This window comes from Kitasatospora sp. NPDC036934 (assembly GCF_055608425.1).
Genome location: NZ_JBVJQR010000002.1, coordinates 206,697 through 229,936, shown reverse-complemented (window position 1 = coordinate 229,936; position 23,240 = coordinate 206,697). Strand labels below are relative to the sequence as shown.

18 protein-coding genes are annotated in these 23,240 nt (G+C 74.0%); 13 read left to right on the top strand and 5 right to left on the bottom strand.

Annotated features, from left to right (window positions below; genetic code table 11):
* The first annotated feature begins 90 nt into the window (after positions 1-90).
* Positions 91-1,809, top strand: a complete 1,719-nt coding sequence (locus ACZ7BZ_RS03795; protein ID WP_470356961.1) for a protein kinase domain-containing protein — start codon at positions 91-93, stop codon at positions 1,807-1,809.
* Positions 1,810-1,813: 4 nt separating this feature from the next.
* On the opposite strand, the gene ACZ7BZ_RS03790 is transcribed toward ACZ7BZ_RS03795, so the two are convergent.
* Both ACZ7BZ_RS03790 and ACZ7BZ_RS03785 read right to left on the bottom strand, forming a co-directional pair.
* The gene (locus ACZ7BZ_RS03790; RefSeq protein WP_470356960.1) at positions 1,814-2,914 is read right to left on the bottom strand and encodes a phosphotransferase enzyme family protein; all 1,101 of its coding nucleotides are present in this window, start codon (positions 2,912-2,914) and stop codon (positions 1,814-1,816) included.
* A gap of 64 nt (positions 2,915-2,978) precedes the next feature.
* The gene (locus tag ACZ7BZ_RS03785; protein ID WP_380458484.1) at positions 2,979-3,638 is read right to left on the bottom strand and encodes a response regulator; all 660 of its coding nucleotides are present in this window, start codon (positions 3,636-3,638) and stop codon (positions 2,979-2,981) included.
* A 426-nt stretch (positions 3,639-4,064) separates the two neighbouring features.
* Here ACZ7BZ_RS03785 and pdhA point away from each other — a divergent pair, with 426 nt between their 5' ends.
* Genes pdhA through ACZ7BZ_RS03770 form a run of 3 tightly spaced genes read left to right on the top strand, consistent with a single transcriptional unit; the run spans position 4,065 to position 7,663 of the window.
* Positions 4,065-5,219 (top strand): pyruvate dehydrogenase (acetyl-transferring) E1 component subunit alpha, encoded by a 1,155-nt coding sequence (pdhA, locus tag ACZ7BZ_RS03780; protein WP_380458486.1) that lies wholly within the window; start codon positions 4,065-4,067, stop codon positions 5,217-5,219.
* A complete protein-coding gene (locus ACZ7BZ_RS03775; protein WP_380458488.1) occupies positions 5,219-6,193 on the top strand; it encodes an alpha-ketoacid dehydrogenase subunit beta in 975 nt (324 codons plus the stop codon). The genes pdhA and ACZ7BZ_RS03775 overlap by 1 nt, the downstream gene beginning before the upstream one ends.
* A gap of 15 nt (positions 6,194-6,208) precedes the next feature.
* Complete coding sequence (locus ACZ7BZ_RS03770) at positions 6,209-7,663, top strand: dihydrolipoamide acetyltransferase family protein (RefSeq protein ID WP_470356959.1); 1,455 nt, start codon at positions 6,209-6,211, stop codon at positions 7,661-7,663.
* Positions 7,664-7,743: 80 nt separating this feature from the next.
* Here the strand turns inward: ACZ7BZ_RS03770 and ACZ7BZ_RS03765 are convergent, their stop codons facing one another.
* Positions 7,744-8,640 (bottom strand): hypothetical protein, encoded by an 897-nt coding sequence (locus tag ACZ7BZ_RS03765; protein ID WP_470356958.1) that lies wholly within the window; start codon positions 8,638-8,640, stop codon positions 7,744-7,746.
* Between the two features lie 205 nt (positions 8,641-8,845).
* Between ACZ7BZ_RS03765 and ACZ7BZ_RS03760 the strand changes: the two genes are divergently transcribed.
* The 3 genes from ACZ7BZ_RS03760 (at position 8,846) to ACZ7BZ_RS03750 (ending at position 12,975) form a co-directional block, all read left to right on the top strand.
* The gene (locus ACZ7BZ_RS03760; protein ID WP_470356957.1) at positions 8,846-10,078 is read left to right on the top strand and encodes a benzoate/H(+) symporter BenE family transporter; all 1,233 of its coding nucleotides are present in this window, start codon (positions 8,846-8,848) and stop codon (positions 10,076-10,078) included.
* 158 nt (positions 10,079-10,236) lie between these two features.
* Entirely contained in the window at positions 10,237-11,469 is a 1,233-nt protein-coding gene (locus ACZ7BZ_RS03755; protein ID WP_470356956.1) for a M64 family metallopeptidase, read from the top strand.
* Between the two features lie 126 nt (positions 11,470-11,595).
* Positions 11,596-12,975 carry an MFS transporter gene (locus tag ACZ7BZ_RS03750; RefSeq protein WP_470356955.1) on the top strand — a complete coding sequence of 460 codons (1,380 nt, stop codon included), beginning with the start codon at positions 11,596-11,598 and terminating at the stop codon, positions 12,973-12,975.
* Positions 12,976-12,985: 10 nt separating this feature from the next.
* On the opposite strand, the gene ACZ7BZ_RS03745 is transcribed toward ACZ7BZ_RS03750, so the two are convergent.
* On the bottom strand, positions 12,986-13,807 hold the full coding sequence (locus tag ACZ7BZ_RS03745) for a maleylpyruvate isomerase family mycothiol-dependent enzyme (RefSeq protein WP_470356954.1): 822 nt from the start codon (positions 13,805-13,807) through the stop codon (positions 12,986-12,988).
* Between the two features lie 172 nt (positions 13,808-13,979).
* Here ACZ7BZ_RS03745 and ACZ7BZ_RS03740 point away from each other — a divergent pair, with 172 nt between their 5' ends.
* From ACZ7BZ_RS03740 to ACZ7BZ_RS03730, 3 genes are all read left to right on the top strand, one after another.
* On the top strand, positions 13,980-14,777 hold the full coding sequence (locus ACZ7BZ_RS03740) for a carbon-nitrogen family hydrolase (protein ID WP_470356953.1): 798 nt from the start codon (positions 13,980-13,982) through the stop codon (positions 14,775-14,777).
* A gap of 147 nt (positions 14,778-14,924) precedes the next feature.
* Positions 14,925-15,986 carry a GntR family transcriptional regulator gene (locus tag ACZ7BZ_RS03735; protein WP_470356952.1) on the top strand — a complete coding sequence of 354 codons (1,062 nt, stop codon included), beginning with the start codon at positions 14,925-14,927 and terminating at the stop codon, positions 15,984-15,986.
* Between the two features lie 114 nt (positions 15,987-16,100).
* On the top strand, positions 16,101-16,748 hold the full coding sequence (locus tag ACZ7BZ_RS03730) for a hypothetical protein (RefSeq protein ID WP_380454200.1): 648 nt from the start codon (positions 16,101-16,103) through the stop codon (positions 16,746-16,748).
* 27 nt (positions 16,749-16,775) lie between these two features.
* Here the strand turns inward: ACZ7BZ_RS03730 and ACZ7BZ_RS03725 are convergent, their stop codons facing one another.
* The gene (locus ACZ7BZ_RS03725; RefSeq protein WP_380454202.1) at positions 16,776-17,561 is read right to left on the bottom strand and encodes an SLATT domain-containing protein; all 786 of its coding nucleotides are present in this window, start codon (positions 17,559-17,561) and stop codon (positions 16,776-16,778) included.
* A gap of 368 nt (positions 17,562-17,929) precedes the next feature.
* Here ACZ7BZ_RS03725 and purD point away from each other — a divergent pair, with 368 nt between their 5' ends.
* From purD to ACZ7BZ_RS03710, 3 genes are all read left to right on the top strand, one after another.
* Positions 17,930-19,177, top strand: coding sequence for a phosphoribosylamine--glycine ligase (gene purD, locus ACZ7BZ_RS03720; RefSeq protein WP_470356951.1), 1,248 nt, complete (start codon positions 17,930-17,932; stop codon positions 19,175-19,177).
* Between the two features lie 664 nt (positions 19,178-19,841).
* A complete protein-coding gene (locus ACZ7BZ_RS03715; protein ID WP_470356950.1) occupies positions 19,842-21,422 on the top strand; it encodes a M48 family metalloprotease in 1,581 nt (526 codons plus the stop codon).
* A 227-nt stretch (positions 21,423-21,649) separates the two neighbouring features.
* On the top strand, positions 21,650-23,188 hold the full coding sequence (locus ACZ7BZ_RS03710) for a N,N-dimethylformamidase beta subunit family domain-containing protein (RefSeq protein WP_470356949.1): 1,539 nt from the start codon (positions 21,650-21,652) through the stop codon (positions 23,186-23,188).
* Positions 23,189-23,240 lie beyond the last annotated feature (52 nt).

Here is a 23,240-nt window from a genome sequence, read left to right as displayed (position 1 = left end):
TGTCACGGGGGCCCGCCGGAAGCGGTAGCGTTCGGGGATACGTAAGCGACAGGGCACCGCGATCCGAGCGAACGCCCGGGGCGAGGAGCGATGGCACAGACGCAGCAGCCGGACGACGAGGCGGGTGCCCGAGCGGTCGGACGGACCGGCGGCACGCCGAGGATCCCCGAGCCGGGCAGCGACGCCGCGACCTCCGCGCTGCCGCCGTTCGGCCGCGGCGGACCGCAGACTCCCGGTCGCGGGGTTCCGATAGGCACGGTCGGTGACGGCCGCTACCGGCTGACCCACCGGCTGGGCCGCGGCGGCATGGCCGAGGTGTTCGCCGCCGAGGACGTGCGGCTGGGCCGCACCGTCGCGGTCAAGCTGCTGCGCGGCGAGCTGGCCCAGGACGACGTCGCCCGGCTGCGCTTCACCCGCGAGGCACACGCCGTCGCGGCGCTGAACCACCACTCGATCGTCTCGGTCTACGACACCGGCGAGGAGTACCTCGGCGACGAGTCCACGCCGTACATCGTGATGGAGCTGGTCGAGGGCCGGACCGTCCGCGAGCTGCTGGTGGACGAGGAGGCGCCGCCGGTCGACCAGGCGCTGATCATCATCGCCGGGGTGCTGGAGGCGCTGGCCTACAGCCACCGCAACGGCATCGTGCACCGCGACATCAAGCCCGCCAACGTGATCATCACCAACACCGGCGCGGTCAAGGTGATGGACTTCGGCATCGCCCGGGCGCTGACCGGCGGGGCCACCACGATGACCCAGACCGGCATGGTCATGGGCACCCCGCAGTACCTGTCGCCGGAGCAGGCGCTCGGCAAGCCGGTCGACCACCGCTCCGACCTGTACGCGGCCGGCTGCATGCTCTACGAGCTGCTCACGCTGCGGCCGCCGTTCACCGGCGACACCCCGCTCTCGGTGGTCTACCAGCACGTCCAGGACCCGCCGGTGCCGCCCTCGCAGACCAACAGCCGGGTGCCGGTCGGCCTGGACCCGCTGGTGCTGCGCTCGCTCGCCAAGAACCCGGACGACCGCTTCCAGGACGCCGACGAGTTCCGCGCCCACCTCCAGCACGCGCTGCGCGAGATGCACGGTGCGGGCGGGGCCGCCTGGGCCGGCGCCGGGATGCCCGGTGACACCGGGGCCACCCAGGTGCTCCGGCCGGACCAGGCGGCGGCCACCCAGGCCTTCGGCGCGGTCGGCGCCGGCGACCGGACCTCGGTGCTGCCGTACTCGGCGGGCGGCCCGCACACCCCCGCCCCCTACCAGGGGTCCGGCGGCTCGTACGGCGGTGGCGGCGAGGACGACCACGACGACCACGGCGGTCGGCGGCGCGGGCCGTGGGGCTGGGTGGCCGGCGGGATCGCCGTGCTGGTCGCGGCCGGCGCCGGGATCGCGTTCGCGCTCAGCGGCGGCGGTGGTGGCGGCACCGACCACCAGACGACGCCCACGACGCCCGCACCGGTGGTCAGCACCACCGAGCCGACCACGCCGACCCAGAACGGCCAGCCGACCCCACCGCCGTCGACCTCCGGCACCCGGCGGCCGAGCCAGCCGACCGGCTCCGGCGGCTACGGCGGGACCGGCGGGACCGGCGGCGAGAACAACACGTCGCCGTCGCCGGGTACGGGCAAGCACACCCCGACCCCGACCCCCACGCCGACCGCCAGCCACTCCGCGACGGCCAGTTCGTCGGCGACCGGTGGTCCGACATCGGGGGCGTCGCCGACCGCGGGCGGCGGGAACACCCCCCCGCCGGTGTCGCCCTCGAAGCCGGCCGGCGGAGGCGGCACGCTGCCGCCGCCCATCGGCTGACGGATCAGTTGGCGAAGGCGTCCAGGACCTGCTCGTACTCCTGGCACCACCACGCCAACTGGCCCGCCGAGGCGGGGTACAGCGGGTCGGCCCGGTGGTCGGCCCGCTGGTAGCGCCACTGCAGCATCCAGAAGTCGTTCAGCCGCTCCCACCAGACCCGGTGGACGGCGGCGGCCAGCTGCTCGGCGGTGGCGGCTCCGGCCGCCCGGTAGGCCTGTGAGTAGCGGCGGACCCGGACCAGGTCGAGGGTGCCGGTGGCCCGGTCGTTGAAGAGCAGGGTGGCGCCGCGGACGGCCTCCTCGGCGCGCGGCTGCGGGCCGAGCTTGTCCCAGTCGAGCACGCCGGTGATCCGGTCGCCGCCCGGGCCCTCGCCGTGGAGCAGGTTGAGGCCGTGGAAGTCGCCGTGGGTCCAGCCGGTGGGCGGGGCGGCGAACGGTTCGGGGCGGCGGTGGGCGTGCTCGGCGAGCAGTTCCAGCCGTTCGTCGAGCCGTCGGACGACGAGGGCGTCGAAGTCGCCGTTGGGGCGGTGGCCGCGGGCTCGTCGCCGCAGCTCGCGGGCCAGTTCGGCGCTGTCGCGGGGGTCGGCGCTGTGGTAGCCGGCGGGCTGGTCGAGGGGGGCGCAGACGTCGTCGAGCGCGCCGTGCAGCCGGCCGAGCAGCGCGCCGAGCGCGTCGCACCCCGACGGATCCAGCTCGGTACCGTGTCGGTGTCGGCCATCCACCCAGGGGAACAGCGCGAACAGCCGGCCGTTCAGTCCGGCCACCGTCCCGCCGCCTCCGGAGCAGCTCAACGGGGGCGCCACGGGCAGCCCCAGGGCGTGCAGGTCGGTCATCGCGCGGTGGTGGGCGAGGATCTTCGGGCGGTTGGCGGTGGCGGCGTCGACGTAGCACTTCAGGAAGTACGCGCCGGCCTCGGTGGTGACCCGGTAGCCCCGGTTGAGCAGGCCCTCGGCGACCGGTTCGACGGTGAGCGGCCGCCCCACCCGGAAGCGGGCCAGGACCTCGGAGAGTGCGCTGCGCGGTACCGGTGGACTGAGGGTCCCTATCGGCGGTGCGGAGAGGTCGGGGCGGGCCGGGGCGCAGGCGAGGGTCTGGCTGAAAGTCACGTGCAGAGGTTATGGCCCCCTGGTGGGGGCCCTTGACAAATCATCACATGTGTGAAGGGCCGTATCAGTACTGATGATCGGCCTGGTGTCGGGCCACGTACGCGGCCGCCTGGGTGCGCCGCTCCATCCCCATCTTGGCGAGCAGACTGGAGACGTAGTTCTTCACCGTCTTCTCGGCCAGGTGCAACTCGTTGCCGATCTGACGGTTGGTCATCCCCTCGCCGATGAGATCGAGGATCCGCCGCTCCTGCTTGGTGAGTTGGGCCAGCCGTTCGTCCTCCTTCTCGCCGCCGTCGCGCAGCCGGGCGAGCACCCGGCTGGTGGCGACCGGGTCGAGCAGCGAGCGGCCGGCCGCGACGTCCCGGACGGCGGTGATCAGGTCGGTGCCGCGGATCGCCTTGAGGACGTAGCCGGAGGCGCCCGCCATGATCGAGTCGAACAGCGCCTCGTCGTCCGAGAAGGAGGTCAGCATCAGGCACTTGATCTCGGGCATCAGGGAGCGGATCTCCCGGCAGACCTCGACCCCGTTGCCGTCCGGGAGCCGGACGTCCAGCACCGCGACGTCGGGGTGGACCGCGGGGATCCGGGTGAGCGCCTCAGCGGCCGTGCCGGCCTCGCCGACGATCTCGATCTCGTCCTCGACCGACAGCAGGTCGTGCACGCCCCGTCGGACGACCTCGTGGTCATCGAGCAGGAAAACCCTGATATGTCCGTTATCAGTCACGCCCAAAGCCTCCCATATCACCGTACAGAAGGCCTATCGTCCTGGGTGCCGTAACGGTGCGATCCAGCCACACCCGACCGAAACCGATACCGAGAACCCCCTTACGTACGGGCGTCCGCCCGGATAACGTGCGCTGGTGTCCTGAAGGCGCTCGAATTGAGAGCTGCGTCACGCCGACCGTCACCCCCACCCTTCCGACGGCGAGCCGGGCGCGGCACCCTCGGGGTTGTAGACCCTGAACAAGTAGGACGTCCTAGCGCAAGCGCGCCAAGGGCGGACGCTGGGTAACGTTCTCGTGAGGGACGCCGTCGGAACAGGATCACCACCTGCCACGCAGTAGGTGCGCACACCCACGCGCGCCCCGCGAGGCGGTGACCGGACCGGTCACCGGCGACCCCGGGCGGCCGGACAGACCGAGGAGTGAACGTGACCGTCAAAAGCACGGCGAGGGCCCGCAAGAAGGCGGCCCCCGGCGTCCCTGACACCCTCCGCGCCACGGGGACGGACGCCCAGCCGGAGCTCGTACAGCTGCTCACGCCGGAAGGCGAGCGCGTCGAGCACCCGGACTACCCCCTCACCACCACTCCCGAGGAGCTGCGCTCCCTCTACCGCGACCTGGTGCTGGTGCGCCGGTTCGACGCCGAGGCGACCTCGCTCCAGCGCCAGGGCGAGCTGGGCCTGTGGGCCTCGCTGCTCGGCCAGGAGGCCGCGCAGGTCGGCTCCGGCCGGGCCATGCGCACCGGCGACTACGCCTTCCCCACCTACCGCGAGCACGGCGTGGCTTGGTGCCGTGACGTCGACCCGCTGAACCTGCTCGGCATGTTCCGCGGCGTGAACCACGGCGGCTGGGACCCGAACGAGAAGAACTTCCACCTCTACACCATCGTGATCGGCGCGCAGACCCTGCACGCCACCGGTTACGCGATGGGCATCACCAAGGACGGCTCCGACGACGCGGTGATCGCGTACTTCGGCGACGGCGCCTCCAGCCAGGGCGACGTCAACGAGGCCTTCACCTTCGCCTCGGTCTACAACTCCCCGGTGGTGTTCTTCTGCCAGAACAACCAGTGGGCGATCTCCGAGCCCACCACCACCCAGACCAAGATCCCGCTGTACCGCCGCGCCTCCGGCTTCGGCTTCCCGGGCGTCCGGGTCGACGGCAACGACGTGCTGGCCTGCCTCGCGGTCACCCGCTGGGCGCTCGACCACGCCCGCAGCGGCAACGGCCCGGTGCTGATCGAGGCCTTCACCTACCGGATGGGTGCCCACACCACCTCCGACGACCCGACCCGCTACCGGCTCGCCGAGGAGACCGAGGCCTGGAAGGCCAAGGACCCGATCCTGCGGCTGCGCACCCTCCTGGAGAAGGAGGGCCTGGCCGACGACGAGTTCTTCGCCGCCGTCGACGCCGAGAGCGAGCAGCTGGGGCTGCGGGTGCGCGAGGGCGTGCGCAGCATGCCGGACCCGGACCCGACGCTGATCTTCGACCACGTGTACAGCGAGCCGCACGCACTGGTCGATGAGGAACGGGCCGAATACGTCGAGTACGCGGCCTCCTTCGAGGCGGGGGAGAACCACTGATGGCCGGTCAGCTGAGCATCGCGAAGGCGCTCAACGAGGCGCTGCGCAAGTCGCTGGAGAACGACCCGAAGACCGTCCTGATGGGCGAGGACATCGGCAAGCTCGGCGGCGTCTTCCGGATCACCGACGGTCTGCAGAAGGACTTCGGCGAGGGCCGGGTGATCGACACCCCGCTGGCCGAGTCCGGCATCATGGGCACCGCGATCGGCCTCGCGCTGCGCGGCTACCGCCCGGTGGTGGAGATCCAGTTCGACGGTTTCGTCTACCCGGCCTTCGACCAGATCGTCTCCCAGCTGGCCAAGATGCACGCCCGTGCGCTGGGCCACGTCAAGATGCCGGTCACCGTCCGCATCCCCTACGCGGGTGGCATCGGCGCGGTCGAGCACCACAGCGAGTCGCACGAGGCGTACTTCGCGCACACCGCCGGTCTGCGGGTGGTCACCCCGTCCAACGCGCACGACGCGCACTGGATGCTGCGGCAGGCCATCGAGTCCGACGACCCGGTCATCTTCCTCGAGCCCAAGCGGCGTTACTGGGACAAGGGCGAGGTCGGCGCCGCCGCCGACCTGGGGCTGCACGACGCCCGGATCGTCCGCCCCGGTACCGACGCGACGCTGATCGCGTACGGCCCGATGGTCAAGGTCTGCCTGGAGGCCGCCGCGGCCGCCGCGGAGGACGGCCGCCGGCTGGAGGTCGTCGACCTGCGCTCGCTCTCCCCGGTGGACTTCACCACCCTGGAGGAGTCGGTCAAGCGCACCGGGCGGGCCGTCGTGGTGCACGAGGCCCCGGTCTTCCTGGGCATGGGCGCCGAGTTGGCCGCCCGGCTCACCGAGCGGTGCTTCTACCACCTGGAGGCACCGGTCCTGCGGGTCGGCGGCTACTACGCGCCGTACCCGCCGTCCCGGGTCGAGGAGTCCTTCCTGCCCGACCTGGACCGCGTGCTCGACGCCGTCGACCGCGCGCTCGCGTACTGATACCGGGGAGCGAAGATGACCACCGAAGTTCGCTCGCTCCGCGAGTTCAAGATGCCGGATGTGGGCGAGGGCCTCACCGAGGCCGAGATCCTCAGCTGGTACGTCAAGCCGGGTGACACCGTCACCGACGGGCAGGTCGTCTGCGAGGTGGAGACCGCCAAGGCGGCGGTGGAGCTGCCGATCCCGTTCAACGGGGTCGTCGAGCAGCTCTTCTTCCCCGAGGGCGCCACGGTCGACGTCGGCACCGTGATCATCACGGTGGCGGTCGCCGGGGAGGCGGGGGCCGCTCCAGCCGCCGCCGCCGCCGCTGCCGCCGTGCCCGCGCCCGCCGCCGCGGCGCCGGCCGCCGAGGCCGAGCCGGAGCGCCGGGAGGTGCTGGTCGGGTACGGCCCGCGCACCGGTTCCGCCCAGCGTCGGGCCCGGCGGACCACCGCCAAGACCGTCTCCGCGGCGAAGCCGGCTCCGGTCGCGGCCCCGGCTCCGGTCGCGGTGGCCCCGGTCGTCCCGGCCGCGGCCGCGGCCGGGACGACCGGGGCCGAAGTGCCGGTCGGCGAGCGGCCGTTGGCCAAGCCGCCGGTGCGCAAGCTGGCCAAGGACCTGGGCATCGACCTGCGGGTCGTCACCCCGACCGGCCGGGACGGCGTGATCACCCGCGAGGACGTGCACGCCCACGCCGCGGCCCAGGCCGCTGCGGCGGCTCCGGCCGTCGAGGCGGCCGTGGTCGAGTCGGCCGAGGCCGTGGTGGCGCCGGTGCCGGTGTCCGTCGCGGGCGACGTCCGGGTGCCGATCAAGGGCGTCCGCAAGGCGACCGCGCAGGCGATGGTGGCCTCGGCCTTCACCGCCCCGCACGTCACCGAGTTCGTCCAGGTCGACGTGACCCGCACCATGAAGTTCGTCCGCAAGCTCAAGGAGAGCGGCGAACTGGGCCGGGACGTCCGGGTCAGCCCGCTGCTGCTGGTCGCCAAGGCGCTGCTGGTGGCGATCAAGCGGCACCCGGAGATCAACGCCCAGTGGGACGAGGCGGCCCAGGAGATCGTGCTCAAGGGCCAGGTCAACCTCGGCATCGCCGCGGCCACCCCGCGCGGTCTGATCGTCCCGAACATCAAGGACGCCGGCTCCAAGACCCTTGCGGGCCTGGCCGTTTCGCTCGGCGAGCTGGTCGAGACCGCCCGGCAGGGCAAGACCTCGCCGGCCGACATGCAGGGCGGCACGGTCACCATCACCAACGTCGGCGTCTTCGGCGTCGACACCGGCACCCCGATCCTCAACCGGGGCGAGGCGGCCATCCTGGCCTTCGGCGCGGTCCGGGAGCTGCCGTGGGTGCACAAGGGCAAGGTGGTCCCGCGGCAGGTGACCACGCTCGCGCTCTCCTTCGACCACCGGCTGGTGGACGGGGAGTTGGGCTCCAGGGTGCTGGCCGACGTGGCCGGGCTGCTGGAGTTCCCGAAGCGCCTGATCACCTGGGGCTGACGCCCCGGGAGACGTGACGAAGGGGCCCTGTTCCGCACCGCCGTGCGGAACAGGGCCCCTTCGCCGTACCCGCCCGTCGACTACCGCTGGCGGCGCAGGCGACGGACGGCGAGCAGGACACCGGCCCCCAGCGCGAGCAGCGCGGCGGCGGAGGTGGCGAGGAAGGTGTCGGTCTCGGCGGCGCCGGTGTGGGCGAGTTCGGCGGTGCCGGCCGGGGCGGTGGTCGCCGGCGCGCTGGTCGCCGGTGCGGCGGTGGGCTGGGCGGCGGGGGCGGCGGTCTTGTCGGCAGCGGGCGCGGCGGGCGCGGCGGGCTTGGCCGGTGCGGGCTTGGCGGCCGGGGTCTGCCGGTCGGCCTTGGGGTGGGTGACCTTCACGGTGCGGTTGCCCCAGTACTCCAGCGTGGCCTTGTCGGTCTCGGCGTCCGTGACCAGCGTCATCGCGTTCAGGTCCTTCGGAGAGTCGGGGGAGAGCGAGACCCGGAACAGGAAGTCGGCGGCCCGGCCGTTGGCCAGCGGCTGCGCCAGCGAGGCGGTGTCGGCGTCGAGCCCGATGCAGCCCGCGTTGAGCTTGAGCGGCTTCCAGGCACCCTGCTGCATGACCTCGACCCGCACGTCCTTGGCGCGCAGCGGGGTGCCCCGCCCGGCGGACGACAGGCCGAAGCCCGGCGTGGCCGTGGCGACGTCGGCCCCGGTGAAGTTGGTCATCCCCACCCCGATCTCAATCCAACTACCGTCCGTGGCAAGGCTGTTGGCAAGGGGGGCGCGGAAGTCCGCGTTCGGGACGGTCGGCTGCCTGGTGGTGGGGTCGACCACCGGGGAGGTGCCGAACCGCGCGTCGCCGCAGGCCCAGGCGGTGTCGGTGGCGAGGAGCTGGACGCCGCCCGCGAGGACGGTGGTGGCGGCCAGGAGGGCGATGCGGCGGCGGCTGGACAAGGCGCGGTCGTTCTTCGCAGAACGGGTGATAGCGGACGTGCGCATGACGTGACTCCCCAGGGTCATGGGTCTGACGGTGTGTTGGGTGAAGACGACCGGCCCCGCTCCTCGTGAGCGGAAGCGCCCCCCGGCTCCGCCGGTCTCGCTCTCCGTGCCTTCATCCGTACAGACGCGCATCCTCCGCAGGGGTTGCAGGTGGCTCGAAAAGTTTTTTCGGGAGTCTTCGGCCGGGCTTCGGGATACTGCCGGAATGACGGATGAGCTGACGATTCGACCGGAGAAGACGGCGGCCGGGAGCGACGAACGCCGGTCCCTGCGGCGGGACGTGTCGGCGCCGGCGCTGCTGGCTGGGCTGGTCTGCGTGGTGGTGTCGTTCTCCGGACCGCTGGTGGTGGTGCTCGCGGCGGCCGCCGCCGGCCGGCTGGACCAGGCGCACACGGCGTCCTGGATCTGGGCGGTGGCGATCGGCAGCGGGGTGAGCGGCTTCGCGCTGAGCTGGTGGACCCGGACGCCGGTGATCACCGCCTGGTCCACCCCGGGCGCCGCGCTGCTGGTGACCAGCCTGGGCGACTACCCGTACCGGGAGGCGGTCGGGGCGTTCCTGGTGAGCGCGGCGGCGGTGACGCTGTTCGGGGTGACCGGCTGGTTCGGCCGGCTGATCGCGGCGGTGCCGGTGGGGATCGTGAACGCGATGCTGGCGGGCATCCTGTTCTCCTTCGGCGCCGGGATCTTCGGCGCGGTGCACGGTGCGCCGGTGCTGGTGGTGGGCAGCTTCGCGGCCTTCCTGCTGGCCAAGCGGTTCGCGCCGCGGTACGCGGTGCCGGTGGCGCTGGTGGTCGGCGGGGTGCTGGCGGCGCTGACCGTGGGGCTGCCGCTGCACCTGGGCTCGGGCGGGCCGACCGCACCGGTGCTGACGGTGCCGGCGTTCTCCTGGTCGGCGCTGGTGGGGCTGACGCTGCCGCTCGGCATCGTCACGCTGGCCTCGCAGAACGCGCCCGGGCTCGGGGTGATGCGGGCCTTCGGCTACCGGGCGGACGACCGGCTGCTGATCGGCTCGACCGGCGCGGTGTCGATGCTGATGGCACCGTTCGGCTCGCCGGGGGTGAACCTGGCGGCGATCACGGCGGCGATCTGCTCGGGCCCGGAGGCCCATCCGGACCCGCGCCGACGGTACGTCGCGGGGATGTCCTCGGGGGTGCTGTACGTGGTGGTGGGCAGCTTCGGCGGGCTGCTGGTCAGCCTGTTCACCGGGCTGCCGAAGGAGCTGATCGCGGTGATCGCCGGGGTCGCGCTGCTGGCCTCGTTGCAGGGCAGCCTGACGGCCGCGGTGGCCGAGGAGCGGGGGCGGGACGCGGCGGTGGTGACCTTCCTGGCGAGCGCCTCGGGGATGAGCCTGTTCGGCATCGGTTCGGCGTTCTGGGGGCTGCTCTTCGGGCTCGGGACGCACCTGGTGCTGGAGCTGGGGAGGCGGCCCCGGACGTGAGGCGCCGGGATTGATTGGTATCTCCGGCAGGACAGGGATCGTTCGGCCAGGTCGGTGACATTTTCTTCGGCCGGTGGGGGCGACACGCCGGTCCGGGTACGTCTCCGCTCCACCACCCGGGCGACACCGGGTGACCGGAGCCCCGAGGACGCACCCGTATGCCTGCTGGCAACCCTGGCCGTCTCGTCCGGAGTCTGGCCGCCCTCGTACTGGTGTCCACCGCCGTACTCCCCGCCGCCCTGGAACTCGTCGGCCCCTCGCCGTTCGGCGTGATCGGAGCCGGCACCCCCGCCGACCGGGCGCTGCCGCCGCACACCGTGCTCCGCGCCGACCAGCGGCTGCCCGCGGCCGCCCCGACCTTCGACATACGCCGCACCGGGGACCCGGCCAACCGGATCACCCTGGTGCTGCTCGGCGACGGCTACACGACGGACGAACAGGAGGCCTTCCGGCAGCAGGCCGACAAGGCCTGGCGCGCGCTGATGGATGTCGAGCCCTTCCGCACCTACCAGGGGTTCTTCAACATACGGCGGGTCGAGGTGGTCTCCCCCGTCTCCGGGATAGCCGAGACCGAGGGCCGAGGCCGCCACCCCGCCACACCGCTGGGCATGCACTTCTGGTGCGAGGGCACCGCCCGGCTGCTCTGTGCCGACGAGGGCGCCACCGCCCGCTACGCCGGGGACAGCGCCGGGCCGCAGTACCTGATAGCGCTGGCCAACTCGGTCGAGTACGGCGGCGCGGGGGGCACCGGGGTGACCACCCTGGCCGGGGGCAGTCCGGACGCCGGGCGGATCATCCAGCACGAGATCGGGCACACCGTGGGGGACCTCGGGGACGAGTACGACAGCGCCCCGGACGACGCCGACTACCCGAACCTCTCCACCCTCAACGCCGACGACATGCGCAAGAAGCAGACCAAGTGGTGGCGCTGGCTGGGCGCGGTGTCGCCCGACGGCGCCGGCACCGTCGGGGCGTACCGCAGTGCCAACGGCCTCTACCGGCCCACCCCCGACTCGGTGATGCGCACCCTCGGCAGCGCCTACAACCTGCCCTCCCGGGAGGCGATCATCGAGGAGCTGTACCGCAAGGTCCGCCCCACCGACGCCCCCTCGCCGCCGCCCGGCGAGGTCACCGGGCGCCCTCGGCTGGACGTCCGGCCGCTGCCGCTGACCGGCACCCGGCAGCTCCAGGTGGACTGGAAGGTGGACGGCGCCCCGGCCGCCCCGCAGGCCGTGGACGGCGGCCGGCTGGACACCGCCCTGCTGGACCTGCCCCCGGGCCGGACGGCGACCGTGACCGCGACCGTCCGGGACTCCACGGACTGGGTGCGGGACGAGGCCTTCCGGGACCGCTACATGACCCGGTCGGTGTCCTGGACGGTCACCGGCTGAGCGTCGCCGGCGCGGGTCCGTCGGCCAGGGCCGGCTGAAGGCCGGGGACGGCCGGGGTCGGAGTCCGCGAGGTCACACCCCCCGGATCTGGGCGTCCAATCATGGGATGACTAGTCTGGACGGACTATGACCGTGGAGCCCGCCCGTTCAGCCCCGCCCCTGCCCGTCCCCGCTCCCCGAGCCACCGCCGAGTCCCCGGCCACCGCCGAGTCCCCGGCCACCGCCGGGCTCCCCGCCGCCACCGCCCCCGCGCCGCCCGGCGGCCGCGCGGCCTGGCTGGCCTGGTCCATCGGCGTCAGCGTCTACATCCTGGCCGTCATCCACCGCACCAGCCTCGGCGTGGCCGGACTGGACGCCGCCGAGCGCTTCGGCATCGGTGCCTCGGCGTTGTCCACCTTCTCCATCCTCCAGGTGCTGGTGTACGCGGCCATGCAGGTCCCGGTCGGCCTGCTGGTCGACCGGTTCGGGCCGCGCCGGGTGCTGCTGCTGGGCGTGCTGCTGCTGAGCGCCGGTCAGCTGGCCTTCGCCTTCAGCTCCTCCTTCGCCCCGGCACTGGCCTCCCGGGCGGTGCTCGGCTGCGGCGACGCGATGACCTTCATCAGCGTGCTGCGGATCGCCGCCCGGTGGTTCCCGGCGGCGAAGAACCCGTTCGTCGCCCAGCTGACCGGCCTGGCCGGGATGGGCGGCAACCTGGTCACCACCGTGGTGCTCGCCCAGGCGCTGCACAGCGAGGGCTGGACGCACACCTTCGCGGCGATCGCGCTGCTCGGCGTGGCGGTGTTCGCGCTGGTCGCGCTCTTCCTCCAGGACACCCCGGCACAGCAGGAGCCGGTGCGGCCGGCGGGGGAGCGGCGGGAGCGGCCGAAGGTCCGCCGTCAGGTGCTGGACTGCTGGCGGGAGCCGGGCACCCGGCTGGGCCTGTGGATCCACTTCACCACCCAGTTCCCCGGCAACGCCTTCGGACTGCTCTGGGGCCTGCCCTACCTGGTCGAGGCCCAGGGGATGACCCGGGGCGAGGCCGGCGGGCTGCTGACCGTGCTGGTGCTCGCCAACATGAGCTGCGGCTTCGTCTTCGGCCGGCTGATCTCCCGGACGGCCCGGGCCCGGATGCCGATCGTGTTCGGCGTCCTCGCGGCCACCGGGCTCGGCTGGGCGCTGGTGCTGGCCTGGCCGGGCGGGCACCCGCCGTTCTGGCTGCTGGTCGGGATCATCCTGGTGATGGGGAGCAACGGCCCGGCCTCGCTGGTCGGCCTGGACTACGCGCGCGCCCGCAACCCGGTGGAGCGGCTCGGCACCGCCTCCGGGATCGTCAACATGGGCGGCTTCATCGGCACGATGATCACCCTGTTCGGCATCGGTGTGCTGCTGGACGCGCTCTCCCCGGCCGGCGCCGGGGCGTACTCGGCCGAGGCCTTCCGCTGGGCGTTCTGCTGGCAGTACGTCCCGCTGGCGCTGGGCACGGCGATGATCCTGCGGCTGCGCCGGAAGGTCGCAGCCGCCTCCTGAACCCCGGGCCTCAGACGGTGACCGAGAAGTTGGCCAGCACCCGCTCGGCCAGCTCCTTGTCGCCCTCGACGCCCACCGGGCCGGGCCGACCGCGGCCGCAGGCCAGCCGGACGTACGTCTCCCAGTCCATGGTGAGCTGGACGTCAGGGGCCAGGCTGATCGACTCGTCCACGACGCCGCGGCCGGCCGCGTCCACCCGGACGGTGCGCAGGAACTCCACCGGGCCGGTCACGTCCACCACCACGGCCGTCCCGGCCGGGGCGCCGGCGTTGTGGGCGACTGCCTTGGGCAGGAACTGCAGCAGGTAGTCCCGGGCGACCAGGGCGCCCGGGGAGTCCAGGTCGCCGGGGGTGTCCAGGGCCCGGCGGAGGTCCTGCTCGTGCACCCAGACGTCGAAGGCCCGCATCCGCAGCAGCTCGTGGTACGGGATGTCCCCGGCCAGCGGGCCGCCCGGCCAGCGGACCGGCTCCTGCGGCGTCTGCTTGGCGTTCCGCAGCGCGCGGGAGCGGCGGATGATCGTGTACTCCAGCTCGCTGGTCATCTCCAGCGCGGTGTGGCAGCGGCGCTTGTCGACCGGCAGTTCGACGTAGCGGGCGAACTCGGTGGTCACGTGGCGAAGGTCACGCGGCAGCGAGTGGATCGGGCGGGGATCGCCGAGCAGCTCGGACTCCACCGCGATCACGTGCGAGACGACGTCGCGGACCGACCAGCCGGGGCACTCGGTGGCCCGGTTCCAGGAGCCTTCGGGCAGGGGGGCGACCAGCTCCGATATGGCCTCGATGCTCTGCGTCCACGCCTCCGTGTAAGCCTGCACGGTCTGGTTGTCCGTCACGGGAATCTCCGGCCCTCCGTCAGCTTTCCTACGCTCCGCGCCCGGCCGTCGCTCTCGGCCGGGATGGCCGGCTTCCGGGCGCGCACGCTAACCGCACGTTACGCTGCCGGGAGACAGCTGGGCAGCGCTTTCGGGTGACGATCGTAGGTCTCTTGCCGTGGACGGTGGTACTGTGCGCGCTTCATTGATCCAACTCGCCGTCTCCGACGCCGAGCCGCCCGCCGAACGGCGGGCCCGGGCCGCGGCGCTGGTGCGGGCCCAACAGGGCGCCGACCTGGTGGTGCTGCCCGAGCTGTGGCCGCTCGGCGGCTTCGCCCACGAGCTCTGGTCGGACGGCGCCGAGACGCTGGACGGGCCCACCTCGGACGCGATGGCGGCCGCCGCCCGGGCCGCCGGGGTCTGGCTGCACGCCGGTTCGATCGTCGAACGCGACCCGGACGGTCCGATCTACAACACCTCGATGCTGTTCGCCCCCGACGGCGAGCTGGTGCACACCTACCGCAAGATCCACCGCTTCGGCTTCGACAGCGGCGAGGCGGTGGTGATGGGGGCCGGACAGGAGATCGTCACCGCGCCCACCGAGTTCGGCACCCTGGGCCTGGCCACCTGCTACGACCTGCGCTTCCCGGAGCTGTTCCGGGCGCTGCTGGACGCCGGCGCCCAGCTGCTGGTGGTCCCGGCGGCCTGGCCGGCCAAGCGGCGCGAGCACTGGACGCTGCTGGCCCGGGCCCGGGCGCTGGAGGAGCAGGCCTTCGTGCTGGCCTGCAACACCGCCGGGACGCACGCCGGGGTCGAGCAGGCCGGGCACAGCCTGGTGGTGGACCCGTGGGGCCGGGTGCTGGCCGAGGCCGGGCCGGACGAGCAGGTGCTGACCGTCGAGTTCGACCCGGCCGAGGTGGGCCGGGCGCGCGAGGACTTCCCGGTGCTGCGGGACCGCCTGCTGGGGATCCCGGCGCCGGTCCAGCGGTAGGCGCGGGCGGGGGCACGGCTTTCCGGAGGGTTGGTTCGTACCTGCTCCGGGCCGGTTTGAGAAGATGAGCACTCGTCGTGTTCCCCGCCGCCGGTCGGCCGGTCCGTCGCGGGTCGGCACGGCGGCCCGCCCGAGGAGGTCGCGCGCATGTCCGGCACCGGCGCCGGCGACACCCCCCGCCCCGTCATCCACCGCAACAGCCTGCGCGAGCAGATCGCCGGCGCGCTCCGCGAGGAGATGATGGCCGGCCGGCTGGAGGCCGGCCGGAACTTCACCGTCAAGGAGATCGCCGACCTGTACGGCGTCTCCGCCACCCCGGCCCGCGAGGCCCTGGTCGACCTCGGCGCCCAGGGGCTGCTGCGGGCCGAGCACCACCGCGGCTTCACGGTGCCGGAGCTGGACTGGGAGGACTTCCTGGAGATCTTCGAGTCCCGGGTGCTGCTCACCGACAGCTTCTACCGCCAGTTCTCCACCCGCCGGGCGCTGCCCGACCTCAGTCGGCTGCCCTCGCTGAGCCGCCGGGCCGACGCGGCCGTCCGGGCCGCCCGGGCCGGGAACCTGGACGTGATGGTGGGCTGCGACCGCCGGTTCTGGCAGGAGGTCTCCGCCCTGCTCGGCAACCGCCGGATCGGGGACTACCTGGACTGGCTGCGGGTGCAGTCCTGGATGTTCGCCGCGCCCTACCTGCGGGCGATGCCCACCCTGGCCGGAGTCTGCTGGGACCGCCACCCCGACCTGGTCGACGCGATCGCGACCCACGACCTGACCGGCGCGCACCGGATCGTCTGCGAGTACAACCTGTTCACCGTCCGGCTGCTGGCCGGGCTGGCCGGACGGCCGCTGGAGTCGGTGACGGTGCTCGGGCTGCTCACCGAGGTCGCCGACGGGGAGCCGCTGCCCGTCCCGGTCGAACCGCCGACGTCGCAGCCGGTCCAGCCGTCGGCCCAGTCGCCGGCCCGGCCGTCGGCGGAGCCCACGCCGGGTACGGGTACGGGTACGGGAACAGCGACGGGGACGGCCCGGTCCGGGCGGCCCCGGCGGAGCGACGAGGTCGGCCGCGAGCTGGGCCGGGAACTGGGTCTGGGCCTCGGCCTGGTGCCGCAGCCGCGCTGGGCGCCGCCGCACACCGGGTTCGGCCGGAAGCTGCCCGAGCCGCCCCCCGAGGCCCCGCGGGGACGGCCCGATCCGCACCCGGCTCCGGGCCGGTAGGGTGGGCGGGCGTCGAACCGGGCGCCCGCACGGGCCGTCCGGGTACCGACTCCGCCCCCGTCGTCGCCCCGCTCCCGCGGGCGATTCCCGCCGCCCGGAGAGGAACTGCCGGCCATGGCCTGCGACCTCTGGCTCGTCCCGCTGGTGGACGTGCTGAGCCACAGCCCCGACAACCCCTTCCGGGACGACCTCGCGCTCTACAACGCGGTGCTGACCTCACGCGGGCTGCCCGAGGTGCCGGTCTACCAGTTCGTTCCCGGGCTCAGCGGGGCGGTCGAACCGATAGCCGCCTTCGACTACGACTCGCTGCACTTCCTGCGCCGCGCCTACCTGTTGGGCCTCACCGGCCTGGACATCACCCCGGTCGACGCGCTCGGCGGCGACTACGAGCAGCTGCTGGAGATGTTCGAGAGCAGCGCCGAACAGTCCCACCTGGTCTGGCACTTCGACCACGCCGGCGCGTACGTCCCGATCGAGTTCCCGGCCCCGCTGGTGGACGACACCCTGCTCGCCTCCGGCGGCCCGCTCGGCTCCAGCCACGGGCTGCTGCGCGAACTCCAGGCCGTGGCACCGGCGCTGGGCATCGACCCGCTCAACCCGCCGGCCCCGACCCGGCCGCTCGGCCCGACCGGCCTGGAGCAGCCGTTCGGACCGCCGATCGACGACCTGCACCCCTTCGCCCGGGAGCGGCACGCCTGGTCGGGCCTGTACGCGGCGGCGACCCGCAGCCTCGCCCAGGGTTCGATGATCGTCTTCGCGTAGCGCGTCCCCGCTCCGGCCCGACACGCCCTAGCGCAGCGGCCCCTCCGGCGGCCGCTGGCGCGGCATGGTGGGCCTGGCCCCCGGCGGCGGCAGCACCCGCACCTGGGCGCCCACCCCGGGCTCGGTGCGCCCGCCCCACGTTCCCGCGGACTGGGTCGGCAGCTGGGTCATCGACGCGCGGAACTCCAGCATCCATTCCGAGGTCTCGGTGCGGACCATGTCCGAGACGTCCTCGCAGAACCGGCGCAGCACGCCCAGGCAGCGCTCGGCGGCCTCGCCCGCGGTGCCCTCGGTCGGGCCGAGCACCTCGCGCACGCACTCCGACGCCCAGTCGAACTGGAAGGCCTCCAGGCGGCGTTGCAGCGCCTGCGCGGTGGAGACGTCCCGCATCCAGCCGGAGGTGAGCCCGAAGACCCGGTCGGTGCCGTAGCAGGCGGCGGCGAGCGCGAGGCCGACGTAGCCCCAGCCGGCGCCGTGCGCGACGGTGCCGGTGAGCTGGACCAGCGGGGCGGTCACCCCGCCCACCGCGAAGCCGGCCGACCCGAACCGCAGCAGCCGGGCCCAGCGGCGCTTCCAGATCCGGTCCCGGCGGTACCACTCGATCGCCTCGACCGCCCGCTCCTCGGACCAGCGGTAGAGCTCCTCCAGTCGTTCGGCGGGCTCGCCCCAGTCCCCGAGCGGGAACTGGCGGGCGCTCAGATCGGTCCGGTGGCGGGTGGAGGCCCGCCGGGCCACGGCTGCGGCGGGCTGGTCCTCCTCACCGATCTCCTTGCCCCAGGCACTCTCCTCGGGCTGCATTTCCGGCTGGCTCACCTGTGGGGCTCCCTGTGGCGGGCGGGCGGCTGGGTCTGTCGGCGCATCGGCTGACATGACGTCTGCCGGTGGTTCTCCAACAGCACTTCTTACCGCCAAATGGCTGACCGTGGGTGCCCTTCATCGCTGATCGTTACCGGTTTCGGCCACCGGAACCCGAGGTGGGGCGGTTGCGGGGGGCGGCGAGATTTCACCCGTCCGAGCGAGGCGCCGGTGACCCGCCGTCCTGACCCGGACACCCACCGAGCACCAGGGGTCATCCTGATTTGGAGGATCCTCCTACGTCATCGGTGTACGGAGGGCCTTTCCTGGAGGATCCGACGGGACCGGAGAGCGGCCGGAACCGGCCACCGACTACGCTGCCTGGCGTGAAGGTCCTCGTCATCGGCGGCGGCGCCCGCGAACACGCCCTGTGCCGCTCCCTGTCCCAAGATCCCTCCGTGACCGAGTTGCACTGTGCCCCGGGCAACGCCGGTACGGCCCAAGTGGCGAAGGTCCACCCGGTCGACCAGCTGGACGGCGCGCAGGTCGCCGAACTGGCCGCGAAGCTCGGCGCCGACCTGGTGGTGGTCGGCCCGGAGGCCCCGCTGGTGGCCGGCGTCGCCGACGCCGTCCGCGCGGCCGGCATCCCGGTCTTCGGCCCCTCCGGTGCGGCCGCGCAGCTGGAGGGCTCCAAGGCCTTCGCCAAGGACGTGATGGCCGGCGCCGGCGTGCCCACCGCCCGCTCCTACGTCTGCACCACCGCCGAGGAGGCCGCCGAGGCGCTGGACGCCTTCGGCGCCCCGTACGTGGTCAAGGACGACGGCCTGGCGGCCGGCAAGGGCGTCGTGGTCACCTCCGACCGTGCCGCCGCGCTGGCGCACGCCGCCTCCTGCGAGCGCGTGGTCATCGAGGAGTACCTCGACGGCCCCGAGGTCTCGCTGTTCGCGATCACCGACGGCACCACCGTGCTGCCGCTGCAGCCCGCCCAGGACTTCAAGCGCGCCCTGGACGGCGACGAGGGCCCCAACACCGGTGGCATGGGCGCCTACTCGCCGCTTCCCTGGGCCCCGGCCGGGCTGGTCCAGGAGGTCCTGGACACCGTCCTCCAGCCCACGGTGGACGAGCTGCGCCGCCGCGGCACCGAGTTCTCCGGCCTGCTGTACGCGGGCCTGGCGCTCACCTCCCGCGGCACCCGGGTGATCGAGTTCAACGCCCGCTTCGGCGACCCGGAGACCCAGGTCGTGCTGGCCCGGCTGCGCACCCCGCTGGCCGGCGTGCTGCTGGCCTCCGCCACCGGCACCCTGGACCAGCTGGAGCCGCTGCGCTGGGACGAGGGGGCGGCCGTCACCGTGGTCGTCGCCTCCGAGGGCTACCCGGCCGCGCCCCGCACCGGCGACCCGATCGAGGGCCTGGCCGAGGCCGAGGCGGACGGCACCGCGTACGTGCTGCACGCCGGCACGGCGACGGACCAGGACGGCCGGGTGCTCAGCGCCGGCGGCCGCGTCCTGTCGGTCACCGCGACCGGCGCCGACCTGGCCGAGGCCCGCGACCGCGCCTACGCGGCCGTGGACCGGATCTCCCTCAAGGGCGGCCAGCACCGCACCGACATCGCGCTCAAGGCGGCCACCGCCTGAGGCCCCGCGCCCCTCGCGGCCCCCGTGCGAACCCCTCGCACGGGGGCCGCGCCATGGGGCCACGACACAGGCCCCGCGTCACGGGTCCTGCGCCATCGGGCCCGCGCTACGGGTCCTGCGCCACGCACGGCGCGGGCGAGCCCAAAAAATACAGCCCGGCAACCCACAGGGCGCAGCGCCCCCGGCGTTTCCGGGGTGGGGGTGGTCCGGCGGGCCGACTCACCGTTCGGCGGGCGGATTCCAGCCCATCGGGTGATAGCACCCGCATCCAGCTGACGTAACCGGGCGCTCGGCCTTATGGTGCGCTGGATCGCCGTGCGACGGGCCGTGCGCCTGGGTCGCCGCCGGGTAGCGGCGCGCCCGCGGGGGGATGCTGGACGGCGATCGGCCAGGCGGTCGCCCGGTGCTTCGCATCGGACCGGTCGTGGGCGTCCGGAAATCGGACGGCGTCACCGCAACGACCGGGCGGCGTCACCGGGACGAGTGGAAACCGGGCCGATCCGGAACACCCGCCCGGATCGGGGCGTCGAAAATGTCAGTAGCGCCACACAGCATGCACTGCCGGGGATCGGACACCTCCGCTTCCCGGTCGGAACTGATCGTTTCGAGTCGGCTCAGGGCCCGTAAGGGGCGCCCGAGGGCTCCGAAGGGGGTGCCGCACCGTATGGCCGTCGACACCGCGCGCGCTCACGCCCAAGCGGTCCTGCGGATCCGGGGCCTCGCTCTGGCCGCGGCCGTCCTGCCCGCCGCCGTCGCGGTGGTCCTGCTCGCGGGCCGGTTCACCGGCCGGATCGGGGCCGCCGGTTCCTCCGACGCCGTCGGCTGGGACGCCGCCCGCTGGGTGATATGCGTGGTCGCCGCGCTGACCCTGCTGGTGGCCGGGCTGACCGCCCGCGCCCTGCGCCGGGCCGTCCCGCCACGGACCCCGGCCGTACCGGTCGAGCGGGGCGCCGCCCCCGAGCTGTACCGGCTGATCGACGAACTGGCCGACCGGCTGGACGTCCCCGCGCCCTCCGCGGTGGCCCTCACCCCGGACTGCGACAGCTGGCTGGAGGACGTCGCGCCGCCCCGGCGCCCCCACGGACCTCGGCCGCACGCCGGGCCGCCCGCGCCGGTGCTGGTGATCGGCTCGCCCTTCCTGTGGTGGATGCGGGCCGGCGAGCTGCGCGCCCTGCTCGCCCCCGTGGTGGCCGGCACCGCCGCCTCCGCGGATCCGGAGATCGCCGCCGCCCGCCGCTTCCTGCGCAGCCTGGACGCCTGTCTGGACTCCGGCGCGGGCACCGCTCCCGGCTTCGGCGGCGGCACCCTGGCCGGGCCGCCCGCCCCGCCCCGCCGCGGCCCGGCCGGGTTCGCCGACCGGATCACCCGGCGGATCACCCGCCGGCTGCTGCGCGCCTGCCGCGGCCACTCCGCCGAGCTGGAGCGGGCGGTCGCGAGCTGGGCCTCCGAGCAGGCCCGGACGGTCGACTACGGCCTGCGGATCGCCGCCCAGGAACAGGTCGGCCTGGCCTACGCCGGCTGGGACCGGCTGCTCACCCGGGTCGCGCTGCCCGCCTGGCGGCTCGGCCGCCACCCGGTGCACCTGAACGCCGGCGTGGTCGCCGCACTGACCGAGCTGTCCCGCCGCGACCGGCTGGCCGACGGCTACGGCACCCGGCTCGGCGACCGCCCCGCCTGCGACCTGCTGGAGGAGCCCGGCGAGGTGGACCGGGCGGTCTCCCGGCTCGCCGCCGAGCTGTTCTTCGGCCGTCCGGCGGCCGGCGCCTGGCACGAGCTGGAGTGGGCCGACTACCCGGCCGGGGTGGTGGACGTCGGCTGGCGGGCCCGGGCCACCGGCCTGCAGTCCGCGCTGGACCGGCTGGCCCCGCAGTCCCGCCCGGGCGCCCCGACGCTCACCCGGCTGCTGCTCCGGCTCGCCGAGGGCGACGGCGAGCAGCTGGCGGCCGCCCTGGCAGCCCAGCTGGCCCGCACCACCGCCCCGGCCCCGCTGCTCGAACCCGACCGCACCGGCCGCGACCTGCTGGTCGACCACGTCACCGCGATGGTCTGCTGCGCCGCCGTGGACACCGCGGGTGGCGCGCCCGGCCTGGACTGGCTGGACGGCCCGGTGCTGCTGCTCGGCGGGGTCCGCCGCACCGACCTGGCCGGCCCGGTCGCCCAGGCCGTGGAGCAGGGCCAGGACGGTCCGCTGCGCGCCTGGCTGGACGCCGCCGAGGTCCGGCTCGAAAAACCCGTCCGCCTCTGACGTCGCAGCCGTCCCGGGCGGCGCTCGGAGCGCAGGCACGCGCCCCCGGGGGCTCCGGCCGCCGACCGTATCCGCAGGCCGGAGGCCCTGTCCTGACGGGCCGGAAGATTCCCGACACCAATTGCTACCGTGGGGTGACGGAGCGCCAGCGCCGTGTGGTGTATTAGACCGCACGCACATCCGGGGGGCACGTGCCAACCGGACGGAAGTGCACCTGGGAGGGGCGCGTGGGGACGGAACTCAACCGCCGCTGGGAGTCGGGCACGCACGCTTACAGCGTCTCCGACCCCTTCGGCCAGGGCCCGCTGCCCTGGCTGCGCAGCCCCGACCAGTACCTCGCAGGGGCCGAGGGCGCCGTGCCCTGGTACGTCTCGGTGGACGCGCCCGGCCAGCAGCCGCTGTCGGCCGGCGCGCGGACCAAGCCGCCGGTCGGCACTCCGCAGAGCTCCAACGACGTGGACCAGCAGATCAAGGGCTTCGCCTCGGCCGGGGTGGTCCGCCCCGGCGGCTCGGTGGACTTCCGGGTCACCGTCAACCCGCCCCGCGACTTCACCGTGAGCGTCTACCGGATCGGCCACTACGGCGGCGACGGCGCCCGCCACATGACCGACAGCCCCTTGGTGGCCGGCCTCGCCCAGCCCGCCCCGCTGGTGGTCGAGCGGACGGTCTCCTGCCACCACTGGTGGCACTCCTGGCGACTGCAGATCCCGGCGCACTGGCAGCCCGGCGCGTACGTCGCCGTGCTGACCACCGCCGACATGCTGCACCGCAGCCACATCCCGTTCACCGTACGGGACTTCGCCGACCAGGGGCGCACCGCCGAACTGCTCCTGGTGCTCCCGGACGTGACCTGGCAGGCGTACAACCTGTTCCCCGAGGACGGCCGCACCGGCGCCAGCCTCTACCACGCCTGGGACGGCCGGGGCGGCCTGGTCGGCGAGCCCGAGGCGGCCGTCACGGTGTCCTTCGACCGCCCGCACGCCACCGCCGGACTGCCGCTGCACGTCGGCCACGCGTACGACTTCATCCGCTGGGCCGAGCGCTACGGCTACGACCTCTCCTACGCCACCGCCACCGACCTGCACGCCGGCCTGGTGGACCCGGCCGAGCACCGCGCGCTGGTCTTCCCCGGCCACGACGAGTACTGGTCCGAGCCGATGAGACGGGCCGCCGAACGGGCCCGGGACGGCGGCACGTCGCTGGTCTTCCTGTCCGCCAACACCATGTACTGGCGGGTCGAGCTGACCGCCGCCGCCTCCGGCGAGCCCAACCGGCTGCTCAACTGCCGCAAGCGGCAGAAGGCCGGGCCGGGCAGCCCGGCCGCCGGGGTGCCCGGCGCGGCCAGCGCGCTGTGGCGGGACGCCGGCGAGCCCGAGCAGCACCTGCTGGGGGTGCAGTACTCGGGTCGGGTCGCCGCGCCGGTGCCGCTGGTCGCCCGGCACACCGGGCACTGGCTCTGGGACGGCACCGGGCTGCAGGAGGGCGACGAGCTGCCCGGCCTGGTCGCGGGGGAGGCCGACCGGTACTACCCGAAGGTCGCGCTGCCCGAGCACACCGAGCGGGTGCTGCTGGCCCACTCGCCGTACCGGGACCTGGCCGGCCGCACCCGCTACCAGGAGACCTCGCTGTACCGGGCGCCCAGCGGCGCGTACGTCTTCGCGGCCGGCACCTTCGCCTGGTCGCCCGCGCTGGGCCGCCCCGGGCTCACCGACGAGCGGGTCCAGCGGGCCACCGCCAACCTGCTGGACCGGCTCTGCAAGAACTGAGCCCCGGCTCCGCAGGAACCGGGCCCGGGCGGGCGTGAAAGACTGCGGGAGC

What these genes read in the sequence shown, in the direction of transcription:
- ACZ7BZ_RS03795 (WP_470356961.1), top strand. Translation starts at nt 91, where the DNA reads ATGGCACAGACGCAGCAGCCGGACGACGAGGCGGGTGCCCGAGCGGTC.
- ACZ7BZ_RS03775 (WP_380458488.1), top strand. Translation starts at nt 5,219, where the DNA reads ATGGCCGGTCAGCTGAGCATCGCGAAGGCGCTCAACGAGGCGCTGCGC.
- ACZ7BZ_RS03770 (WP_470356959.1), top strand. Translation starts at nt 6,209, where the DNA reads ATGACCACCGAAGTTCGCTCGCTCCGCGAGTTCAAGATGCCGGATGTG.
- ACZ7BZ_RS03765 (WP_470356958.1), bottom strand. Translation starts at nt 8,640, where the DNA reads ATGCGCACGTCCGCTATCACCCGTTCTGCGAAGAACGACCGCGCCTTG.
- ACZ7BZ_RS03760 (WP_470356957.1), top strand. Translation starts at nt 8,846, where the DNA reads ATGACGGATGAGCTGACGATTCGACCGGAGAAGACGGCGGCCGGGAGC.
- ACZ7BZ_RS03755 (WP_470356956.1), top strand. Translation starts at nt 10,237, where the DNA reads ATGCCTGCTGGCAACCCTGGCCGTCTCGTCCGGAGTCTGGCCGCCCTC.
- ACZ7BZ_RS03750 (WP_470356955.1), top strand. Translation starts at nt 11,596, where the DNA reads ATGACCGTGGAGCCCGCCCGTTCAGCCCCGCCCCTGCCCGTCCCCGCT.
- ACZ7BZ_RS03735 (WP_470356952.1), top strand. Translation starts at nt 14,925, where the DNA reads ATGTCCGGCACCGGCGCCGGCGACACCCCCCGCCCCGTCATCCACCGC.
- ACZ7BZ_RS03730 (WP_380454200.1), top strand. Translation starts at nt 16,101, where the DNA reads ATGGCCTGCGACCTCTGGCTCGTCCCGCTGGTGGACGTGCTGAGCCAC.
- ACZ7BZ_RS03715 (WP_470356950.1), top strand. Translation starts at nt 19,842, where the DNA reads ATGGCCGTCGACACCGCGCGCGCTCACGCCCAAGCGGTCCTGCGGATC.